The 19,512-nt window shown below is 72.9% G+C and carries 14 protein-coding genes; 6 read left to right on the forward strand and 8 right to left on the reverse strand.

Annotation, left to right across the window (positions count from 1 at the left end; all coding sequences use genetic code 11):
* Positions 1-125: 125 nt before the first annotated feature.
* On the reverse strand, positions 126-557 hold the full coding sequence (gene mraZ, locus AB0J33_RS19705) for a division/cell wall cluster transcriptional repressor MraZ (RefSeq protein ID WP_030488958.1): 432 nt from the start codon (positions 555-557) through the stop codon (positions 126-128).
* Between the two features lie 355 nt (positions 558-912).
* On the opposite strand from mraZ, the gene AB0J33_RS19710 reads away from it, so the two are divergent.
* The 3 genes from AB0J33_RS19710 to AB0J33_RS19720 are packed head-to-tail and all read left to right on the forward strand — an operon-like array spanning position 913 to position 3,546.
* On the forward strand, positions 913-2,160 hold the full coding sequence (locus tag AB0J33_RS19710) for a MurT ligase domain-containing protein (RefSeq protein WP_363615569.1): 1,248 nt from the start codon (positions 913-915) through the stop codon (positions 2,158-2,160).
* Positions 2,150-2,869, forward strand: a complete 720-nt coding sequence (locus AB0J33_RS19715) for a glutamine amidotransferase (RefSeq protein ID WP_363615450.1) — start codon at positions 2,150-2,152, stop codon at positions 2,867-2,869. Before AB0J33_RS19710 ends, AB0J33_RS19715 begins: the two co-directional genes overlap by 11 nt.
* The gene (locus tag AB0J33_RS19720; protein ID WP_363615451.1) at positions 2,866-3,546 is read left to right on the forward strand and encodes a VTT domain-containing protein; all 681 of its coding nucleotides are present in this window, start codon (positions 2,866-2,868) and stop codon (positions 3,544-3,546) included. The genes AB0J33_RS19715 and AB0J33_RS19720 overlap by 4 nt, the downstream gene beginning before the upstream one ends.
* A gap of 258 nt (positions 3,547-3,804) precedes the next feature.
* On the opposite strand, the gene leuS is transcribed toward AB0J33_RS19720, so the two are convergent.
* On the reverse strand, positions 3,805-6,645 hold the full coding sequence (leuS, locus tag AB0J33_RS19725; RefSeq protein ID WP_363615452.1) for a leucine--tRNA ligase: 2,841 nt from the start codon (positions 6,643-6,645) through the stop codon (positions 3,805-3,807).
* A 403-nt stretch (positions 6,646-7,048) separates the two neighbouring features.
* Here leuS and AB0J33_RS19730 point away from each other — a divergent pair, with 403 nt between their 5' ends.
* Genes AB0J33_RS19730 through AB0J33_RS19740 form a run of 3 tightly spaced genes read left to right on the forward strand, consistent with a single transcriptional unit; the run spans position 7,049 to position 11,892 of the window.
* A complete protein-coding gene (locus AB0J33_RS19730; protein ID WP_030334536.1) occupies positions 7,049-8,101 on the forward strand; it encodes a MoxR family ATPase in 1,053 nt (350 codons plus the stop codon).
* Between the two features lies 1 nt (position 8,102).
* Entirely contained in the window at positions 8,103-9,401 is a 1,299-nt protein-coding gene (locus tag AB0J33_RS19735; RefSeq protein WP_363615453.1) for a DUF58 domain-containing protein, read from the forward strand.
* Positions 9,402-9,417: 16 nt separating this feature from the next.
* Entirely contained in the window at positions 9,418-11,892 is a 2,475-nt protein-coding gene (locus AB0J33_RS19740) for a DUF3488 and transglutaminase-like domain-containing protein (RefSeq protein ID WP_363615454.1), read from the forward strand.
* Between the two features lie 175 nt (positions 11,893-12,067).
* On the opposite strand, the gene AB0J33_RS19745 is transcribed toward AB0J33_RS19740, so the two are convergent.
* The 6 genes from AB0J33_RS19745 to AB0J33_RS19770 all read right to left on the reverse strand — a co-directional run bounded on the left by AB0J33_RS19745 (position 12,068) and on the right by AB0J33_RS19770 (position 19,495).
* On the reverse strand, positions 12,068-12,466 hold the full coding sequence (locus AB0J33_RS19745) for a DUF3040 domain-containing protein (RefSeq protein ID WP_238642524.1): 399 nt from the start codon (positions 12,464-12,466) through the stop codon (positions 12,068-12,070).
* Between the two features lie 116 nt (positions 12,467-12,582).
* On the reverse strand, positions 12,583-13,842 hold the full coding sequence (locus AB0J33_RS19750) for a DNA polymerase IV (RefSeq protein WP_363615455.1): 1,260 nt from the start codon (positions 13,840-13,842) through the stop codon (positions 12,583-12,585).
* Between the two features lie 61 nt (positions 13,843-13,903).
* Complete coding sequence (locus AB0J33_RS19755) at positions 13,904-15,055, reverse strand: nucleotide pyrophosphatase/phosphodiesterase family protein (protein ID WP_363615456.1); 1,152 nt, start codon at positions 15,053-15,055, stop codon at positions 13,904-13,906.
* Positions 15,056-15,072: 17 nt separating this feature from the next.
* Positions 15,073-15,843 (reverse strand): methyltransferase domain-containing protein, encoded by a 771-nt coding sequence (locus AB0J33_RS19760; protein ID WP_363615570.1) that lies wholly within the window; start codon positions 15,841-15,843, stop codon positions 15,073-15,075.
* Positions 15,840-16,016, reverse strand: coding sequence for a hypothetical protein (locus AB0J33_RS19765; RefSeq protein ID WP_363615457.1), 177 nt, complete (start codon positions 16,014-16,016; stop codon positions 15,840-15,842). Before AB0J33_RS19765 ends, AB0J33_RS19760 begins: the two co-directional genes overlap by 4 nt.
* Positions 16,017-16,108: 92 nt before the next feature.
* Positions 16,109-19,495 (reverse strand): error-prone DNA polymerase, encoded by a 3,387-nt coding sequence (locus AB0J33_RS19770; protein WP_363615458.1) that lies wholly within the window; start codon positions 19,493-19,495, stop codon positions 16,109-16,111.
* Between the last annotated feature and the right edge of the window lie 17 nt (positions 19,496-19,512).

A 19,512-nucleotide genomic window follows, 5' to 3' on the forward strand; every position in this document is an offset into this window, starting at 1 on the left:
CATCCGCTCCCGCCGGACACCGGACCGTCGCCCGATGAATGGATCGTGCGCCTGGCACCGGGGAAGTGATGCCAGGAACTCGAAAGCGGCTGGAGATCTCGCAGTACGTCGGGCGCCGTTCCGCCCTACAGACCGCCGGGCAGCACCCCCTCCTCGATGTCGGCGAAGTCGTCTTCGCTCTCGGCGAGGTAGGTCTCCCAGGCGACCTTGTCCCAGATCTCCACCCGCGTGCTCGCGCCGATCACCACCAACTCGCGATCCAGCGCGGCGTACGCCCGCAGGTGAGCCGGAATGGTCACCCGGCCCTGCTTGTCCGGAACCTCGTCGTGCGCGCTGGCGAAGAAGACCCGGCTGTAGGCCCGGGCCGCCTTGTGCGTCATCGGCTGCGCGCGCAACTGCTCCGCGATCCGCTGGAACTCAGGGGTCGGGAAGACGTAGAGGCAGCGCTCCTGCCCTTTGGTGACCACGACACCCCCCGCCAGCTCATCCCGAAACTTGGCCGGAAGGATCAACCGGCCCTTTTCGTCCAGGCGTGGAGTGTGGGTGCCGAGAAACACCGGCCCAACCCCCTCGCCCCTGAGCGGCGTTCGCGGCGCCGCTGACCCCCCGGGCCGGTGAGCCCTCCCGGCCTCACCATTGGTCCCCACTCTACTCCACTTCCCTCCACCCGCAACCAGATTCGCCCGCGTGGCGCGCCCGATCCAGAGGCAAAACCGCACGTCACAGGGGGTGGAGCGGAGTGGAGGGCGCCGGCCGCCCCTCGGCGTGGTCCGCTTTCCGACATAGATCGACTCCGTCCGGGGGAGGCCGACCCGGCCGCCCGCGCAGCCACCACGGCCGAACGGTTCACCGTCGGCGGCGATCTGGTGGGGCGGGCGGTCCGGTAACCTCGCTCGCGTGACGGACGCGAAAATGCCCCTACGGGCCAAGGTGGCCAGCTCCGTGTCACGGACCGCCGCGGCGCTCTCCCGGGCGGCCGGCCGTGGCGACGGTTCGGTGATCGGCGGGTGGATCGGCCTGAAGATCGACCCGGACCTGCTGGCCCACCTGTCGGCCGGGCGTGCGATCGCGCTCGTCTCCGGCACCAACGGCAAGACCACCACCACCCGGTTGACCTCCGCCGCGGTCGGCGTGCTCGGCCGGGTCGCCACCAACTCGTTCGGCGCCAACATGCCCAGCGGGCACACCTCGGCGCTGGCCAAGGCCGGCAGCACCCCGTACGCGGTGCTGGAGGTCGACGAGCACTACCTCGCCCAGGTGCTGGAGGCGACCGAGCCGCACGTGGTCGCGCTGCTGAACCTCTCCCGCGACCAGCTCGACCGCGCCAAGGAGGTCGCCATGATGGCGCAGCTCTGGCGCGCGGCGCTGGTCCGGCACACCGACGTACGGGTGGTGGCCAACGCCGACGACCCGATGGTGGTGTGGGCCGCCACCCCGCCGGGCGACCCCGCCCGGGGCATCAAACCGCCGCACGTGACCTGGTTCAGCGCCGGCCAGCGGTGGCACGACGACTCCTGGGTCTGCCCGGAGTGCGGCTCCACCATCCAGCGCTCCGGCGAGCAGTGGTGGTGCACCGGCTGCCCGCTGCGCCGCCCGGAGCCGCAGTGGGTCGTCGAGGACGAGGGCGTGCTCGACCCCACCGGCGCCTGGCACAAGGTCTCCCTCCAGTTGCCCGGCAAGGTCAATCTCGGCAACGCGGCGACGGCGCTGGCGGTGGCCGCCGAGTTCGGCGTCCGCCCGGTCGACGCGGTGTCCCGCCTCGGCATCGTCACCTCGGTGGCCGGTCGCTACGCCCAGGTCGACAAGGACGGGCGCAACATCCGGCTGCTGCTGGCCAAGAACCCGGCCAGCTGGCTGGAGGCGTTCGACATGGCCGACGACGCGCCGACCCTGCTCTCCATCAACGCGCGCGACCCCGACGGCCTGGACACCTCCTGGCTCTTCGACGTCGACTTCGCCCCGCTCCGCGGCCGGCAGGTGTTGATCACCGGCGACCGGGCATACGACCTGGCGGTTCGGCTGGACGTCAACGACGTGCCGTTCCAGCACGTCCGCACGTTCGACGACGCCGTCCGGTCGGTCCCGCCCGGGCGGTTGGAGGTCATCGCGAACTACACCGCGTTCCAGGACATCCGAGCGGAGTTGGACCGTGTCATCTGAGAGCCTGCGCATCGTCTGGATCTACCCCGACCTGCTCTCCACCTACGGAGACCGGGGCAACGCCCTGATCCTCGCCCGTCGGGCCCGTCAACGCGGAATGCCGGTCGAGGTGCTGGAGGTCCGCTCCGACGAGCGGCTGCCCGCGACCGCCGACATCTACCTGGTCGGCGGCGGCGAGGACGGCCCGCAGGCGTTGGGCGCGCAGCGGCTGCTCGCCGACGGGGGCCTGCACCGCGCGGTCGCCCAGGGCTCGGTGGTGTTCGGCGTCTGCGCCGGTTACCAACTGCTCGGCACCTCGTTCTTCGCCAAGGGCGTGCAGTGCCGAGGGCTGGAGCTGCTCGACCTCCAGTCCGACCGGGGTCCGAGCCGGGCCGTGGGCGAGCTGGCCGGGGAGATCGACCCCCGACTGGGCCTGCCCCCGCTCACCGGCTTCGAGAACCACGGTGGCCGCACCCACCTCGGCCCGGAGGTCTCCCCGCTGGCCCGGGTCACCGCCGGCGTGGGCAACGACGGCGCCACCGAGGGCGCCTGGCGCGGCAAGCTGCTGGGCACCTACTCGCACGGCCCGGCGCTGGCCCGCAACCCGGGCCTGGCCGACCTGCTGCTGCGCTGGGCCACCGGCGCGCACCAGCTCCCGCCACTGGACGACACCTGGTCGGACCGGCTCCGCAACGAGCGCCGCTCCGCAGTGGCCGCCGCCCGGGCATGATCCGTGCCGTCCGGCGGCTGCTCCGGCAGCCGTCGGCCGCCCGGTTCGCCCTGCTCGTCCTGCTGATCGGCGGGTGCGGGTTACTGCTGCTCCTGGCGCCCCGGCCGGACCCGGCGCAGCTGCCGCTGCTGGCCGACCGGTTGGGCGACCTCGCCCCGGTGGCGGCGATCCTCGGGGGCGCGCTGTTGCTGGTCGCGCTGGTTCCCCGAACCTTCATCACGCTCGCCGCCGGCGCGATCTTCGGCCCGCTGGAAGGCGCCGGGTACGCCCTGGGCGCCGCGCTGGTGGCCGCGGCGATCGGGTTCACGGTCGGCCGGTTGCTCGGTCGGGAGTTCGTCGCCGAACGGGTCCGTGGTCGCCTGGCCCGCCTCGACGGCTGGTTCGCCCGGCAGAGTGTGCTCGGTGTGGTCACCGTCCGACTGCTGCCGATCGCCGGCTTCGGGCTGGTCAGCTACGGCTACGGCACGACCGGCGCACGAGTGTTGCCGTTCCTGGCCGGCAGCGTGATCGCGTCCGCGCCGACCGCCTTCGGCTACGCGGCCATCGGCGCGGCGGCCAGCTCCCCCGGCCACGTCAACTGGTACGCCGCCGCCCCGGCCAGCCTCGGCCTGATCGCCAGCGTGGTGATCATCGGCCAGTGGTGGCGCGCCGAGCGTCGCCGCCGCGTGTCGGTCTGACCGTGCCCGGGCCGAACGACGGCCCGCCGAGAGCAACTCCACCGGCCGTTTCGCCGCCGCCCCGCGCCCGGCTCGGTAGGGCAATGCCCCGAAGAGCGTTATGACTCAGGGGCATAAATATGCCCCTGAGTCATAACGCTCGTTCCGGTGTCCGCCGCCGCTCAGGTCACGCTGCGTGCGTGCGCTGAGCACCCAGGACCGCTGAGCACCCAGGACCGCTGAGCACCCAGGACCGCGTGCCCCGGGTCGGCCATGGTGTCAGGCGACCACCGAGACCATTCGGCCCTTGACCACGATTACCTTGCGGGGTTCCTTGCCGGCCAGGGTCGCGGCCACCGCGTCCAGGGCCGCCGCGCGGACGGTCTCCTCGGCGGCGTCGGCGGCGACCTCAATGCGGCCACGGACCTTGCCGTTGACCTGCACCGGGTAGGTCACCGTGTCGGCCACCAGCAGCGCCGGGTCAGCGGTCGGGAAGTCCGCGTACGTCAGCGAGGTGTCGTGGCCCAGCTTGCGCCACAGCTCCTCGGCCAGGTGCGGGGCGAACGGCGCCACCATCAGCACCAGCGGCTCGGCCACCTCGCGGGGCGTGGCCGACAGCCCGGTCAGCCCGTTGGTCAGCTGGATCAGCTTGGCGATCGCGGTGTTGAACCGGATGCCGTCCATGTCGACGCGGACCCCGTCGATCACCGTGTGCAGCAGCCGGCGGGTCGCCTCGTCGGCCGGGTCCTCGGTGACCCGCAGCACGCCGGTCTGCTCGTCGACGACGGCCCGCCAGACCCGCTGCAGGAACCGGTACGAGCCGACCACCGCCCGGGTCTCCCACGGGCGGGACACCTCCAGTGGGCCCATCGACATCTCGTACACCCGGAAGGTGTCCGCGCCGTAGGCGGCGCACATGTCGTCGGGGGTCACCACGTTCTTCAGCGACTTGCCCATCTTGCCGTACTCGCGGTTGACCGCCAGATCGCCCAGGTAGTAGGCGCCGTCGCGCTCGAAGACCTCCTCGGCCTGCACGTAACTGCCGCGCGAGTCGGTGTACGCGTACGCCTGGATCATGCCCTGGTTGAACAGCTTGCGGAACGGCTCGAACGACGAGACGTGCCCCAGGTCGAACAGCACCTTGTGCCAGAACCGCGCGTACAGCAGGTGCAGCACGGCGTGCTCTGCGCCGCCGACGTACAGGTCGGTGCCCCCGCAGTCGCCCTCGCCGCGCGGGCCCATCCAGTACCGCTCGTTCTCCGCGTCGACGAACCGCTCGCTGTTGGCCGGGTCCAGGTAGCGCAGCTCGTACCAGCAGGAGCCGGCCCACTGCGGCATCACGTTGGTTTCCCGGGTGTAGCGCTTCGGCCCGTCACCCAGGTCCAGTTCGACCCCGACCCAGTCGCGACGCCGCGACAGCGGGGTCTCCGGGGTGCTGTCGGCGTCGTCGGCGTCGAACGTCTTCGGGGAGAAGTCGTCCACCTCCGGCAGCTCGACCGGCAGCATCTCCTCGGGCAGGGCGATGGCCGCGCCGGTCTCGTCGTAGACGATCGGGAACGGCTCGCCCCAGTACCGCTGCCGGGAGAACAGCCAGTCGCGCAGCCGGTAGGTCACCGCGCCGGTGCCGTGCCCGTTCGCCTCCAGCCAGGTGATGATCGCCGCCTTGGCGTCGGCGACCCCCAGGCCGTTCAGGTCCAGGCCGCGCTCGGGCGCGGCGCTGTTGATGGCCGGGCCGTCACCGGTGTACGCCTTGCCGTCGAAGCCCTCCGCCGGCTGCACGGTGCGGACGATGGGCAGCTCGAAGACCTCGGCGAACGCCCAGTCCCGTTCGTCCTGCGCCGGCACCGCCATGATCGCGCCGGTGCCGTAGCCGGCCAGCACGTAGTCGGCGATGAAGATCGGGATCTGGCCGCCGGTGACCGGGTTGGTGGCGTACGCGCCGATGAAGACGCCGGTCTTCTCCTTGGTGTCGGCCTGCCGCTCGACGTCGGTCTTGGCGCCCGCGGCCTTGCGGTACGCCTCGACGGCCTCCCGGGGGCTGGCGTGCCCGCCGGTCCAGGCGTCCCTCGTCCCGTCCGGCCAGGCCGCCGGCGCCAGCGTGTCGACCAGCTCGTGCTCGGGCGCCAGCACCATGTAGGTGGCCCCGAAGACGGTGTCCGGTCGGGTCGTGAACACCCGCACCGGCGCCGCGGTGGTCGGGAAGTCGATGTGGGCGCCGGTGGACCGGCCGATCCAGTTGCGCTGCATCAGCTTGATCGGCTCGGGCCAGTCCAGGCTGTCCAGGTCGTTTAGCAGCCGGTCACCGTACGCGGTGATCCGCATCATCCACTGCTTCAGGTTGCGCTTGAAGACCGGGAAGTTGCCGCGCTCGGACCGGCCGTCGGCGGTGACCTCCTCGTTGGCCAGCACGGTGCCCAGCCCCGGGCACCAGTTCACCGGTGCCTGCGAGACGTACGCCAGGCGGTGGTCGTCGACGACCTGGCGGCGCTCGGCGACGCTCAGCTCGGCCCAGGCGCGGCCGTCCGGGGTGGGCCGGTTGCCGCCCTCGAACTCGGCGATCAGCTCGGCGATCGGACGGGCCCGGCCGGCGTCGCGGTCGTACCAGGAGTTGAAGATCTGCAGGAAGATCCACTGGGTCCAGCGGTAGAAGTCGGTGTCGATGGTGGCCACCGACCGACGCTCGTCGTGCGCCAGCCCCAGCCGGCGCAGCTGCGCCTTGTACCGCTCGATGTTCGCGACGGTCGTCGTCCGGGGGTGCGTTCCGGTCTGCACCGCGTACTGCTCGGCGGGCAGGCCGAACGCGTCGAAGCCCATCGCGTGCAGCACGTTGCGGCCGGCCATCCGCTGGTAGCGGGCGTAGCAGTCGGTGCCGATGTAGCCCAGCGGGTGCCCGACGTGCAGGCCGGCGCCGGACGGGTACGGGAACATGTCCAGCACGTACAGCTTCTCCGCGCCGGCGCGCGGGTGGGTCGGGTCGGCCAGCGGGCCGGTCGGGTTCGGTGCGTGGAAGGTGCCCTCGCGCGCCCAGGTGTCCTGCCAACGAATCTCGATCTCGTCGGCCAGGGCTGCGGTGTACCGGAACGGGGGAATGTCGCCCGCCGGTGCGGCTGCCTCACTCATCGTCTCTCCTCGCTTCGCTTCGCTTCGTCTCGGCACCGCCGGGCCGGGCCGGCGGAGGGCACAAAAAAGCCCCTCGCGCAGGAGGGGCCGCCGTGCTGTCGCTGCGTTCAGCGCATCAGCACGGCCCGGTAAGAAGCAGGAAGACTCCGGCCATGTCCCGCAGTGTACCTCGCTCACGGTTTCGCGTGCCGGCCCCGGGGGCGTGCCGCGGCCATTCCCTCGACATGGCGAATATCGGTGCGTAACCGACGGACTACCTGCGGGGGTCGGCGATAACGACAAACATGGTTAGCCTGAGAGACCAGTGAGATTCCTGCGGCAAACGAGGCTCGACGTCGCGAACCCAACGGCGGGTCCAGGTGCTCTTTACAGAGCTGCCGTGACGGCGACGAGGAGGAGGCCCGTGACACAACAGACCTGGGACGAGGTGGGCGGCCTGTTGCCGCACGACGAGTTCCGCGCCGCCAGCGAGGCCATCGTGGCCAACATCGAGCAGGTCATCGAGGGTAAGACCGCCACCGTGCGGCTCGCCCTGGCCGTCCTGCTCGCCGAGGGTCACCTCCTGATCGAAGACGTCCCGGGTGTCGGCAAGACCAAGCTTGCCAAGGCCCTCGCGCGGTCCATCGACTGCACCGTGCGACGGATCCAGTTCACGCCCGACCTGCTGCCCAGCGACGTCACCGGGGTCAGCGTCTACAACCAGGAGACGCACGACTTCGAGTTCCGCCCCGGTGCCGTGTTCGCCAACCTGGTGGTCGGCGACGAGATCAACCGGGCCTCGCCGAAGACCCAGTCGGCGTTGCTGGAGTGCATGGAGGAACGGCAGGTCACCGTCGACGGGGTGACCTACCAGCTACAGACCCCGTTCATGGTGATCGCCACCCAGAACCCGATCGAGATGGAGGGGACCTACCCGCTGCCGGAGGCGCAGCGCGACCGGTTCACCGCCCGCATCGCGATGGGTTACCCGGACTCCAACGCCGAGTTGGCCATGCTCGACGGGCACGGCGCCACCGATCCGCTGCACGAGCTGCGCGCGGTCTCCGACGCGGCCATCGTCCGGCAGCTCATCGCCACGGTCCGGCAGGTGCACGTCGCCGACGCGGTCAAGCAGTACGCGATCGACCTGGTCACCGCCACCCGCGAGGCCCCCGACCTGCGGCTCGGCGCGTCCCCCCGGGCGACCCTGCAGCTGCTGCGCACCGCCCGCGCGGTCGCCGCGCTGGAGGGCCGCGACTACGTCCTCCCCGACGACCTGCAGGCGCTGGCGGTGCCGGTGCTCGCACACCGGATCATCCCGACCGCCGACGCGCAGCTCGCCCGACGCACCACCGACGCGATCGTCTCCGAGCTGGTGCACCGCCTGCCGTTGCCACACGACCGGCAGCGCAACCCGTACGACACCCGGCCCGCCACCGGCAACGGCCGCGCACCCTACGAGCCGCGGAGGCCGTGACGTGCGTGCCGGGCTGCGCGGGCTGACCACCCGCGGGCGCTCCTTCCTCGCCGCTGCGGTCGCGGCGGCGATCTCGGCCGGCATCCTCGGCGAGAAGGACCTGCTCCGGGTGGCTGCGCTGTTGGCCATCCTGCCGTTGCTGGCCGCCGCCTACGTCGGGCGCAGCCGTTACAAGCTGGCCTGCAACCGTTCCCTGGACCCGCACCGGGTCCCGGTCGGCGCGAACTCCCGGGTCGTGCTGCGCCTTCAGAACCTCTCCCGGCTGCCGACCGGCACCCTGCTCCTGGAGGACCGGCTGCCGTACGCGCTGGGCAGCCGACCCCGGGTGGTGTTGGAGCGGCTCGGCGCGCACCAGGCCAGTTCCGTGGCGTACACCGTCCGGGCCGACGTGCGGGGCCGCTACGACGTGGGCCCGCTGGTCGTCCGGATGACCGATCCGTTCGGCCTCTGCGAGCTCACCCGGTCCTTTCCCAGCACCGACCACCTGACGGTCATCCCGCAGGTCACCGCGCTGCCGTCGGTCCGGCTCCCCGGGGAGTACGCGGGCAGCGGCGACAGTCGGGCCCGCTCGGTGGCGGTGCACGGCGAGGACGACGCGGCGACCCGGGAGTACCGGCGCGGCGACGACCTGCGTCGGGTGCACTGGAAGTCCACCGCGCGCACCGGCGAGCTGATGGTGCGCCGCGAGGAGCAACCGTGGGAGAGCCGGGCCACCGTCGTGCTGGACACCCGGGCGCACGGCCACCGCGGCGAGGGGCCGACGGCCAGTTTCGAGTGGTCCGTCTCGGCCGCCGCGAGCATCGCCGTGCACCTGCGGCAGGCCGGCTACAAGCTGCGCCTGGTCACCGGCTCGGGCGCCGATGTGGACGCCTCCGAGGCCGGTGGTGACGGGGCGCTGCTCGACCACCTCGCCGAGGTCCGGCTGGATCAGCGCGCCGAGGTCACCGGGCTCGTGCAGCGGGTCCGCCAGCGCGCCGACGGAGGCCTGATCATCGGCTTGTTCGGCACGGTGAGCGTGGCCGAGGCGGAGCTGCTGGCCGGGCTGCGGGGCAACGGCGCCACCTGCGTCGGTTTCCTGCTGAACAGCTCCACCTGGCTCAGCCTGCCGGAGAAGGCCCGCGCCGAGGCCGAGCACGCGCACGCCGCCGCCGTCCTCGCCATGTTGCAGAGCGGCTGGCGGGTGGTCGGCGTCGACCACGGCGCTCGACTCCCGGCACTGTGGCCGCAGGCCGGCCGGGGCTCCCAGGGTTTCGCCCTGCGTGCCGCGCTGGCCGAGACGGTCGCCGGCGGTGTGCGATGAACGGAAGGCTCCCCTCATGATCAGCAGTCGGAACATCGGCGTGGTGGCTGCCGCCGCCACGCTGTTGGCCGCCGCGCCGCTGTCGGCCATCTTCCAGGGCTGGACGTGGCTGATCGAGTCCATCATCGCGGTCGCCGTGGTGGCCGGGGTGGCCGCGTTGACCCGACTCGCCCGGGCGCCACTGTGGGGTCAGGTGCTGGGCATGCTGGCCGGCCTCATGTTCGCGCTGACCTGGTTGTTCCCCAGCGGCAAGGAACTGCTCGCGATCGTGCCCACGCCGGGCACCCTCGCGTACTTCAACGACCTGCTCGCCGGCTCCATGCAGGACATGCGCTCCTACGGGGTCGAGGTTCCGGACACCGACCCGTTGCTGTTCATCGCCGTGCTCGGCGTCGGCGGGGTCGCCGTGCTGGTGGACGTACTGGCCGTGGGGCTGCGCCGGCCGGCGCTGGCGGGGTTGCCGATGCTCGCCATCTACTCGGTGCCGGTCGCCGTCTACGTGGACAGCGTCCCCGCGACGCCGTTCGTGGTGGGCGCCGCCGGTTACCTCTGGCTGCTGGTCACCGACAACGTCGACCGGGTACGCCGTTTCGGACGCCGGTTCACCGGTGACGGCCGCGACGTCGACGTGTGGGAGCCCTCCCCGCTGGCTTCTGCCGGCCGGCGGCTCGCCGTGGTCGGGGTGGCGCTGGCGGTGGTGCTGCCGCTCGCGGTGCCCGGCATGACCGGCGGGCTGCTCGACTCCCTCAGCCGGGGGCCGGGCAACGGCACCGGCAACGGCGCCGGGTCGGGCGGCACGTCGGGTCGGATCGACCTGTTCGCCTCCCTCGCCGGTCAACTCAATCAGTCCCAGGTGGCCGACCTGGTCAAGGTGACCACGTCCGAGCCGGACCCGTTCTACCTGCGCTACGCCGTCGCGGACGAGCTGCGCCCCAGTGGTTTCCAGGCGCGCAGCCCGAGCGGCCGGCCGGTCAACCGGGACCTGCCGGACCCCGCCGAGCGGGCCGGCCGTGGCGTGCGGCAGACCTCCTACCGGGCCACCGTCGAGGTCACCAAGAGCCTGAGCATGTCGCTGATGCCGGTGTACGCCGAGCCGACCCGCACCGAGAACCTCAACGGCAACTGGCTCTACGACAGCAACCAGCAGGTCGTCTTCTCCAACCGGGAAAACTCCCGGGGCCGGAAGTACTCCTTCGACTACATCCGCTCGACGTTCACACCCGCCGCGTTGCGGGCCGCGCCGTCACTGCCGACCGACCACCCGGTACGCCGGCAGATGACCGCCACCCCCGGGCCGGTGCCCGAGGTGGAGGAGTTGGTCAAGGCGCTGGTCCAGGGCAAGCGCACGGACTATGACCGGGTGTTGGCGATCTACCAGCACTTCTCCGCGGACAACGGATTCAAGTACCGGTTGAGCACCGAGAGCGGCAGCAGCGGTCAGGACATCGTCAACTTCCTGACCAACAAGGTCGGCTACTGCCAGCAGTACGCCGCCGCGATGGCCTGGCTGGTCCGCTCGGCCGGCATCCCGGCCCGGGTGGCGTTCGGGTTCACCAACGGCAGCAATCGTGACGGCGACACGTTCACGCTGACCAACCTCAACCTGCACGCCTGGACCGAGGTCTACTTCGACGGGGCCGGTTGGGTGCCGTTCGACGCCACCCCGGCGTACGGGGTGCCGGGCTCCACCCGGTCGGCCTGGGCGCCGGACACCGACGCGCCGGAGCCGTCCACCCCGGGCAGTGGAGTCACGGACACCCCGACGGGCCCCGAGGCGTCGGCCGGGCCGGCCGGGCCGGACAACGCCGATCGGGACATCGACGACGGGCTGGCCCTCGGCGGGACGACGCCGAACGAGCAGCCGCCGGTCTGGCCCTGGTGGGCTGGGGGTCTGCTGGCCCTGCTGGCACTCCTCGCGGTGCCCGCTGTGCTCCGGATGGCGTTGCGCCGCCGACGGGGTGGCCGAGCGGTGAGCGCGACGATGGTCCCCGCCGGCGTCGACGAGGCCGGCGAGCCGGGAATGCGACCGGTGGTGATCGGCGCGGACGCCAACCAGGCCCGCGCGGACGCGCACGCCGCCTGGGCGGAGCTGCTCGACACGCTTGTGGACTTCCGGGTCCGGGTCGATCCGACCGAGACGCCCCGGGCGACCGCGGACCGGCTGGTCCGGGACGCTCTCGACGACGATTCCGCGGCGGTCGGGGCGGCGCGGCTGCTCGGCCGGGCGGAGGAGCGGGCCCGCTACGCGCGGGATCCGCTGACCGGTGAGCGGTTGCTGCCGGCGCTGCGGGCGGTCCGCACGGCGCTCACCGCTCGGGCGGACCGGCGGACCCGGCTGCTCGCCGCCGTGCTGCCGCCGTCGGTGCTGCTGCGCTGGCGTACCGCCATGGCGGACCGGTCCGGGCGAATGGTGGCGCTCACCGGGCGGGCCCGGTATCGACTGCTGCGCTGGAACCCTCGACGGCTGCTGGCCGACCGGGCGGCCCGCTGACCGGGAGCCACCGCTGGGGTGGTCTCGGTCCGGAGGTTGACCGAGACCCACCCGTGGGGTGGCCATCCGAGGGGCTGGAGCGGGGAAGGACGCGCGGATGCGACGGAGGTCGCCGGGGGCTGTGCCCGGCGACCGCTCGTCGCGGTGTACGGCCCGCCTCAGCGGCGGGACCGGCTCAGCGGTGCCCCTCCGGGCGCTGCCGCCACCTGTCCTCCATGCGGTCCAGGAGTGACGACTTGCGACCGGATCGGCCACCGCGGGGACGACGACGACTCGTCGTGCCGCCCACCACGTGCAGGTCGGGTGACTGCGCCCGCCGGTGCGACTGCACCGCGAACGCGGCCGACGCCAGCATGACGACGAAGCCCGCCACCGCCAGTGGTGGAGTCTTGATCACCGCGCCATAGACCAGTAGAGCCAAGCCAGCGATGATGACGCCGGCGGCGACGAGCAGGCGACGCCGCGCGTGGAAGCGCGGATCGCTGGCGCGCACGGCCGAGGCGAATTTGGGGTCCTCGGCAAGCGACCGCTCGATCTGCTCGAACAGCCGCTGCTCGTGCTCCGAGAGCGGCACGGCACTCCTCCCCGGTCACGTTGGTCGGGCCCGGTCGGGCCGACAGACCGTGGCAGCCAACCGGCTGCTTACCCGCAAGTCTACGAGGGGGCTCGCGCGTCGGAAAGCGGGACGACCTACGGGCGGGGTGGATTTTCGTTTCGACGGGGATCACGGTCGCCCATCAGACTGGCCGGACCTATGACGGACCGCCCGAAACGGGCAGCGGCGGCGTCCGCGGCAGCTTCCGCCTCACGCCAGCCGCGCTCGGGCGCGCCGAGGGTGAGTTGCCGCGCAGCGCCCTGCGCCGGGGCGAGCCCTTCCACCCGGACACCGACCAGTCGGATCGGCTCGCCCGGGTCCAACGCGGTGTAGAGCGCCCAGACCGTGTCGAACATCTCGCGGGCGGTGTCGGTGGGAACGTCGAGGGTGCGAGACCGGCTGACGGTGCGGAAGTCGGCCAGCCGAACCTTGAGGGCGACGGTGCGCCCGACCTGCCCGGAACCGCGCAACCGGACGCCGACCTTCGCGCTGAGCGCGAGCAACGCCCGGCGGATCTCCAGCGGGTCGACCACGTCGACGTCGAAGGTCACCTCGGCGCCGATCGACTTGTCGATGTGCTCGGGGCTGACCCGACGCGGGTCGCGCCCCCAGGCCAACTCGTGCAGGTGTGACGCCGAGGCGGCACCGACCGCCCGGCGGAGCATGCCCACCGGCGCCTCGGCGAGGTCGCCGACGGTGGCCAGGCCGAGCCGGCGCAACGACTCGGCGGCACGCTCCCCCACCCCCCACAGCGCGTCCACCGGCAGCGGGTGCAGGAAGTCGAGCACCTGCCCGGGCGGCACGACCAGCAGCCCGTCCGGCTTGGCCCGGGTGGAACCCAGCTTGGCCACGAACTTGCTCGGCGCCACCCCGACCGAACAGGTCAACGCCTGCTCGTCGGCGACCCGGCGACGGATCAGCCGGGCGATGGCGGCCGGGGAGCCGAAGAGCCGACGGGCGCCGGTCACGTCGAGGAACGCCTCGTCGAGCGAGAGCGGCTCGACCAGCGGCGTGACGTCCCGAAAGATCTGCATGACGGCCCGGGAGGCGGCCGTGTAGGCGGTGAAGTCCGGGGGCAGGTAGACCGCCTGGGGGCAGCGGGCCCGGGCCTGACTGGTCGGCATCGCGCTGCGGACGCCGTACCGGCGGGCCTCGTAGCTGGCCGAGCTGACCACCCCCCGCGGCCCGACACCGCCGACGACCACCGGGCGGCCGCGCAGCTCGGGCCGGCGGCGCACCTCGACGGCGGCGAAGAAGGCATCCATGTCGACGTGCAGGATCGGGCTGCCGGAGTCGTCGGCATCCGGCCCGAAGCGCGGATCGTCGCCCCGGGGCAACGACTGACTGCGGCCCATCCCGGCAGGTTAACCCGGAGGTACGACACCACCAGCGACCAGCGGGCCGGACCGTCCCCGGTCAGCCCCGGACGACCAGCAACGGGACGGTCAGCTCGGCGGCGGTGTCCGACCCGTGGTACGCCACCAACTTCGACGCCATCGGCCGCTCGGTACGGCTGGCCATCACCGCGTACGTGTCGTCGCAGGTCACCACCACGTCGCCGATCCGTCCCAGGTGCTCCTCGGGCACCGGCCCGAACCAGCCGGTGGCCACCATCTCCGCGCGGGTACGGACCCGGGCCGCGGCGCCCAGCACCTCCGACCAGGCGGCCAGCACGTCGTCGACCGCGCCCGGCTCGACGTGCAGGTAGCGCACCCGCGCCTCGCCGGCGACCAGCCGCACACCGGCCCGCAGTCGCGGATCGGTGTCCAGGTCGAAGCGATGCGCGGCCGGAATGTCGAGCTGCCCGTGGTCGGCGGTCACCAGCAGCGCCGCGTCCGGCGGCAGCCCGTCGACCAACCGGGCGACCAGCGCGTCCACCTCGGTGGCGGCGATTCGCCAGGGCGCCGAGTCGACGCCGCTGAGGTGGCCGTGCCGGTCCAGGTCGGCGTGGTAGCCGGAGACCAGGGTGGGCCCGGTGCCGGCGGCCAGCGCGGCCAGCATGGCGGCGGCCACCGCGTCCCCGCCGGCGGCGCCGCGGAAGTCGCCGCCCCGGTTGGCGGCCAGTGTCAACCCGCTGCCGCCGAACTCCGGCCGACTCACCACGGTCGTCGTCACGCCGGCGGCGCGGGCCCGCTCCAGCTGGGTGGGCACCGGCTGCCAGGCCAGCGGCGACGGGTCGGCGGTCCAGTCGGTGTGGGTGAGCACCCGATCGGTGCCGGGCACCCGGACGGTGAAGCCGAGCACCCCGTGCGCGCCGGCCGCGACACCGGTGCCCAGCGACACCAAACTGGTCGGGGTCGTGGACGGGAACCCGGCGACGAGCGGCCGGGCCACCGTCGCGGCCAGCCCGGCGAGGGTCGGCGCGTACGGCGCGGCGGTCGGCAGCTGGTACCACCCGAGCCCGTCGACCAGCAGCACGGCGACCCGGCGTACCCCGGCCAACGCGGGGACGAGCCCGAGCGGGTCGGTCGAGCCGGGCACACCCAGCACGGCCAGCGCGCTGGGCAGCACATCGGCGAGACGGCCACCGCCGTGGTCCGGCCCGAGGATCTCCAGCGGCGCCGGCATCCTCCCCGACTCGGCGATCATGCCGGCCGGCGGGCGAAGAGGTGCAGTTGGGCGGCCAGGTCGCGGTACGGCGGTTGGGCGGCCAGCACGCGTTCCAACTCGACCAGGGCGGCGGACTGCCCGTCGGCGACCGCGGCCGGCAACAGGTCGGCCAGTACGCGTACCCCGTGGATCTCCTCGACCACCAGCCCGGCGGCGCCGAGCAGCGCGGCGGCGCCGGGGGCGTCGTAGCGTCGGCGCAGCGTGTCGCGCGGCCCCGCGGTGCCGGCCGGGTCGGCGGCCAGGGCGGTCGCGACGTCCAGGTGCCCGTTCATGGCACGGCCCAGCACGGCGGCGGCCCGGCCGGCCACCAGCACACTGGCCGCGCCACCCGGACGCAGCGCGGTGGCCAGCGCGGCCACCACCGGCGTGGGGTCGTCGACCACCTCCAGGACGGCGTGGCAGAGCACCAGGTCGACCCCGGCCGGCTCGACCAGCCCGGCGAGGGCGTCACCGTCGCCCTGCACCGCGGCGATCCGGCCGGCCACCCCGGCCTCGGCGGCGCGGCGGGTGAGCGCGGCGAGCGCGTCGGGGCTGGCGTCGACGACGGTGACCCGATGCCCGGCGCGGGCCAGCGGAACGGCGAAACCGCCGGTGCCGCCGCCCACGTCCAGCACGGTGAGCTCGGCGTCGCCGCGCCGGTCCAGCTCGGCGCGGAGCACCGACCAGATCACGGCGGTGCGAGGTGTCAACGGCGGCTCGGCGAACCGGCCTCGGGTCTGCTCCACCCGGCCGAGCCTAGTGGTCAGGACTCGGCGCCCTCGACCTCGTCCTCCGCCCGGGACCGGCGCTCGTTGGCCACCGGACCGTTGGTCACCTCGTACTCGCGGGGGTCGGCGAGGTGCGACGGCACCCAGCCGGCGCCCAGTCTGGTCCGCCGGGCGTTGGCGATTCCACCGGTGTACGCGTGATTACCCGTCACTGTCGTCCCCCTCACGGATCACGGGCCGCTCTGCCCGCTCGGGACGAGTCTCCCGCTCGACGGCCCGGGAAACCGTAATGTGGATCACTGAATCAACGGAAGTCACGGGAGGCGGGGCTGACCGGTGGCTCGATGGCGTCCAGCCGGTCGGCGACCAGGTTGGTCACCCCCTCGTGCCGCTGCAACCGCCCCCGGACCACCAGCGCGGCGCTGGTCCGCGCCACCCGCCGGTAGCGCTGCCACAGCCCCGGCGAACAGGTGACGTTGAGCATCCCCGTCTCGTCCTCCAGGTTGAGGAAGGTGACCCCGCCCGCGGTCGCCGGACGTTGCCGGTGGGTGACGATGCCGCCGACCCGGATCCGTTGCCCCGGCTCCACCCGGCCGAGCCGGGCGATCGGCACCGCGCCGAGCACGTCGAGCTGACCCCGGATGAACCGGGCGGGATGGCTCTCCGGCGACAACCCGGTGGCCCACACGTCGGCGACCAGCCGGTCCACCGCCTCCATCCCGGGCAGCGTGGGCGCCGCCGCACCGGTCACCGTGCCGGGCAGCCGGCCCGGCCGGTCCTGGGCCGCCGCGCCGGCGGCCCACAGCGCCTGCCGCCGGGTCAGCCCGAAACAGGCGAAGGCGTCCGCGGTGGCCAGCGCCTCCAACTGCGCGGCGGTGAGACCGAGTCGCCGGGCCAGGTCCGGCATGTCCCGGTACGGTCCATCGGCGACCCGTTCGGCCTCGATCCGTTCGGCCACGTCGGCGCCGAGGGTCCGCACGCTGGACAGACCGAGCCGGACCGCCGGCCCACCCAGCCCCCAGGCGTGCGGCGGCTCCCCCGGCCCGCTGCCCCACCGGGTGTCCGGGGTGGATTCCAGCACCGCCAGCGCCCCGCTGGCGTTGATGTCCGGACGACGGACCTCCACTCCGTGCCGGCGGGCGTCGTCGACCAGGGTCTGCGGCGAGTAGAAGCCCATCGGTTGGGCGTTGAGCAGCGCGGCCAGGAACGGCGCCGGGTGGTAACGCTTGAGCCAGGAGCTGGCGTAGACCAGGTAGGCGAAGCTCATCGCGTGGCTCTCCGGGAAGCCGTAGCTGGCGAACGCGGTGAGCTTGCGGTAGACGTCGTCGGCCAGCTCGCCGGTGATGCCCCGCTCGGCCATTCCGGCGTAGAGCCGGTCGGCGATCCGGGTCATCCGCTCGACCGACCGTTTGGCGCCCATCGCCCGGCGCAGCTGGTCGGCCTCGGCCGCGTCGAAGCCGGCCAGGTCGATGGCGAGCTGCATCAGCTGCTCCTGGAACAGCGGCACCCCGAGGGTCTTCTCCAGGGCGTTGCGCATCAGCGGATGCGCGAAGGTCACCGGCTCCTGGCCGTTCTTGCGCCGGATGAACGGGTGCACCGAGCCACCCTGGATCGGGCCGGGTCGGATCAGCGCCACCTCGACCACCAGGTCGTAGAACTCGCGGGGCTTGAGCCGGGGCAGGGTGGCCATCTGGGCGCGGCTCTCCACCTGGAACACCCCGACCGAGTCGGCCCGGCAGAGCATGTCGTAGACCTCCGGGTCGTCCAGGGTCATGTCGCCCAGGTCGAGCCGGGACCCGATCATGTCGTAGCCGTAGTGCAGGGCGGAGAGCATGCCCAGGCCGAGCAGGTCGAACTTGACCAGGCCCACCGCCGCGCAGTCGTCCTTGTCCCACTGCAGGACGCTGCGTCCGGGCATCCGCCCCCACTCCACCGGGCAGACCTCGATCACCGGCCGGTCGCAGATCACCATGCCTCCGGAGTGGATGCCCAGGTGCCGAGGGAACGTCTGCAACTCGTTGGCGTACTCCACCACCTGCTCGGGGATGTTCTCCACATCGACCGTGGCGACCGAGCCCCACCTGTCGATCTGCTTGCTCCAGGCGTCCTGCTGCCCCGGCGAGTAGCCGAACGCCTTGGCCACGTCCCGCACGGCCGAGCGGGGCCGGTAGGAGATGACGTTGGCGACCTGGGCGGCGTGCTCCCGGCCGTAGCGGGTGTAGACGTGCTGGATCACCTCCTCCCGGCGGTCGGACTCGATGTCCACGTCGATGTCCGGTGGGCCGTCCCGTTCCGGGGCGAGGAACCGCTCGAAGAGCAGCTGGTGTCGGACCGCGTCCACATTGGTGATCCGCAACGCGTAGCAGACCGCCGAGTTGGCCGCCGAACCCCGGCCCTGGCAGTAGATGTCCTGCTCCCGGCAGAACGTGACGATGTCGTAGACAACCAGGAAGTAGCCGGGAAAACCCAGCTCCTCGATCATGTTCAGTTCGTGGTCGAGCTGCGCGTACGCCGTCGGGTGTGCCTGCGGCGGCCCGTAGCGCTCGTGTGCCCCGTCGGCGGTCAGCTTCCGCAGCCAGCTCATCTCGGTGTGCCCCGGCGGCACCGGGTACGCCGGCAGCTGCGGCGCGACGAGCTGAAGGTCGAACGCCAGCTCGGCGCCGAACTCGGCGGCCCGCGCCACCGCGCCCGGGTACGCGGCGAACCGGGCCGCCATCTCCGCGCCGCTGCGCAGGTGGGCGGTGGCCGCGGCGGGCAACCAGCCGTCGATCTCGTCCAGGCTGCGTCGGGCCCGGACCGCGGCGACCGTGGTGGCCAGCCGACGCCGGCCGGGGCTGGCGTAGTGCACGTTGTTGCTGGCCACGGTCGGCAGCCCGGCAGCGGCGGCCAGCTCGGCGAGCGCGTCGTTGCGGTCGGCGTCGACGGGATGACCGTGGTCGGTCAGCTCCACCGCCACCGTCTCCGCGCCGAAGAGCGCGGTCAACCGGTCCAACTCGCGGGCCGCCGCCTCCACCCCGTCGGTGAGCAACGCCCCCGGCACGTGCCCCTTGCGGCAGCCGGTCAGCACCAGCACGTGGTCACGCAGCTCGGCGGCGACCTCCTCCAGCTCCCCGTAGACCGGGCGGCCCTTCTCCCCGCCGCGTAGCTGGGCGCGGGCGATCGTGGTGGCCAGCCGGGCGTACCCCTCGTGACCGTGCGCGAGCACCAGCAGGTGCGCGCCGTGCGGGTCGGGTTCGCCGTTCTGCGGACCGGGCAGCCCGAGGGAGAGCTCCGCGCCGAAGATGGTCGGCAGGCCCAGCGTACGAGCCGCCTCGGCGAAGCGGACCACCCCGTAGAAGCCGTCGTGGTCGGTGACGGCGAGCGCGGTGAGCCCCAGCCGGGCCGCCTCCTCGGCCAACTCCTCCGGGTGGCTGGCACCGTCGAGGAAGCTGAAGTTGGTGTGCGCGTGCAGCTCCGCGTAGGGCACCACGTCGTCGGGGCGGGTCAGCTCCGGCGGCTGGTACTGCTCGCGGTGGCGACTCCAGGCCGGGGAGTCGCCACCGTCGGCGTCCACGGCGAGCGGGTCCACGACGTGCAGGTGCCGCTCCTCGCGCGACCGCCCGCCGCCCGACCTGCCGCTGCCGCCGCCGGCCCGCCCGGAGAGCACCCGCTCCAGCTCCGACCAGGGCATCTTCGGGTTGTGGAAACTCATCGAGGTGCCCTCACGGG

Source organism: Micromonospora sp. NPDC049645 (assembly GCF_040675155.1).
In the GTDB taxonomy this organism is placed as follows: domain Bacteria; phylum Actinomycetota; class Actinomycetes; order Mycobacteriales; family Micromonosporaceae; genus Micromonospora.

Bases quoted from the DNA above. Each gene is read 5' to 3' on its own strand.
- AB0J33_RS19710 (WP_363615569.1), top strand. From the start codon at position 913: ATGCCCCTACGGGCCAAGGTGGCCAGCTCCGTGTCACGGACCGCCGCG.
- AB0J33_RS19720 (WP_363615451.1), top strand. From the start codon at position 2,866: ATGATCCGTGCCGTCCGGCGGCTGCTCCGGCAGCCGTCGGCCGCCCGG.
- leuS (WP_363615452.1), bottom strand. From the start codon at position 6,645: ATGAGTGAGGCAGCCGCACCGGCGGGCGACATTCCCCCGTTCCGGTAC.
- AB0J33_RS19740 (WP_363615454.1), top strand. From the start codon at position 9,418: ATGATCAGCAGTCGGAACATCGGCGTGGTGGCTGCCGCCGCCACGCTG.
- AB0J33_RS19750 (WP_363615455.1), bottom strand. From the start codon at position 13,842: ATGGGCCGCAGTCAGTCGTTGCCCCGGGGCGACGATCCGCGCTTCGGG.
- AB0J33_RS19755 (WP_363615456.1), bottom strand. From the start codon at position 15,055: ATGCCGGCGCCGCTGGAGATCCTCGGGCCGGACCACGGCGGTGGCCGT.
- AB0J33_RS19770 (WP_363615458.1), bottom strand. From the start codon at position 19,495: ATGAGTTTCCACAACCCGAAGATGCCCTGGTCGGAGCTGGAGCGGGTG.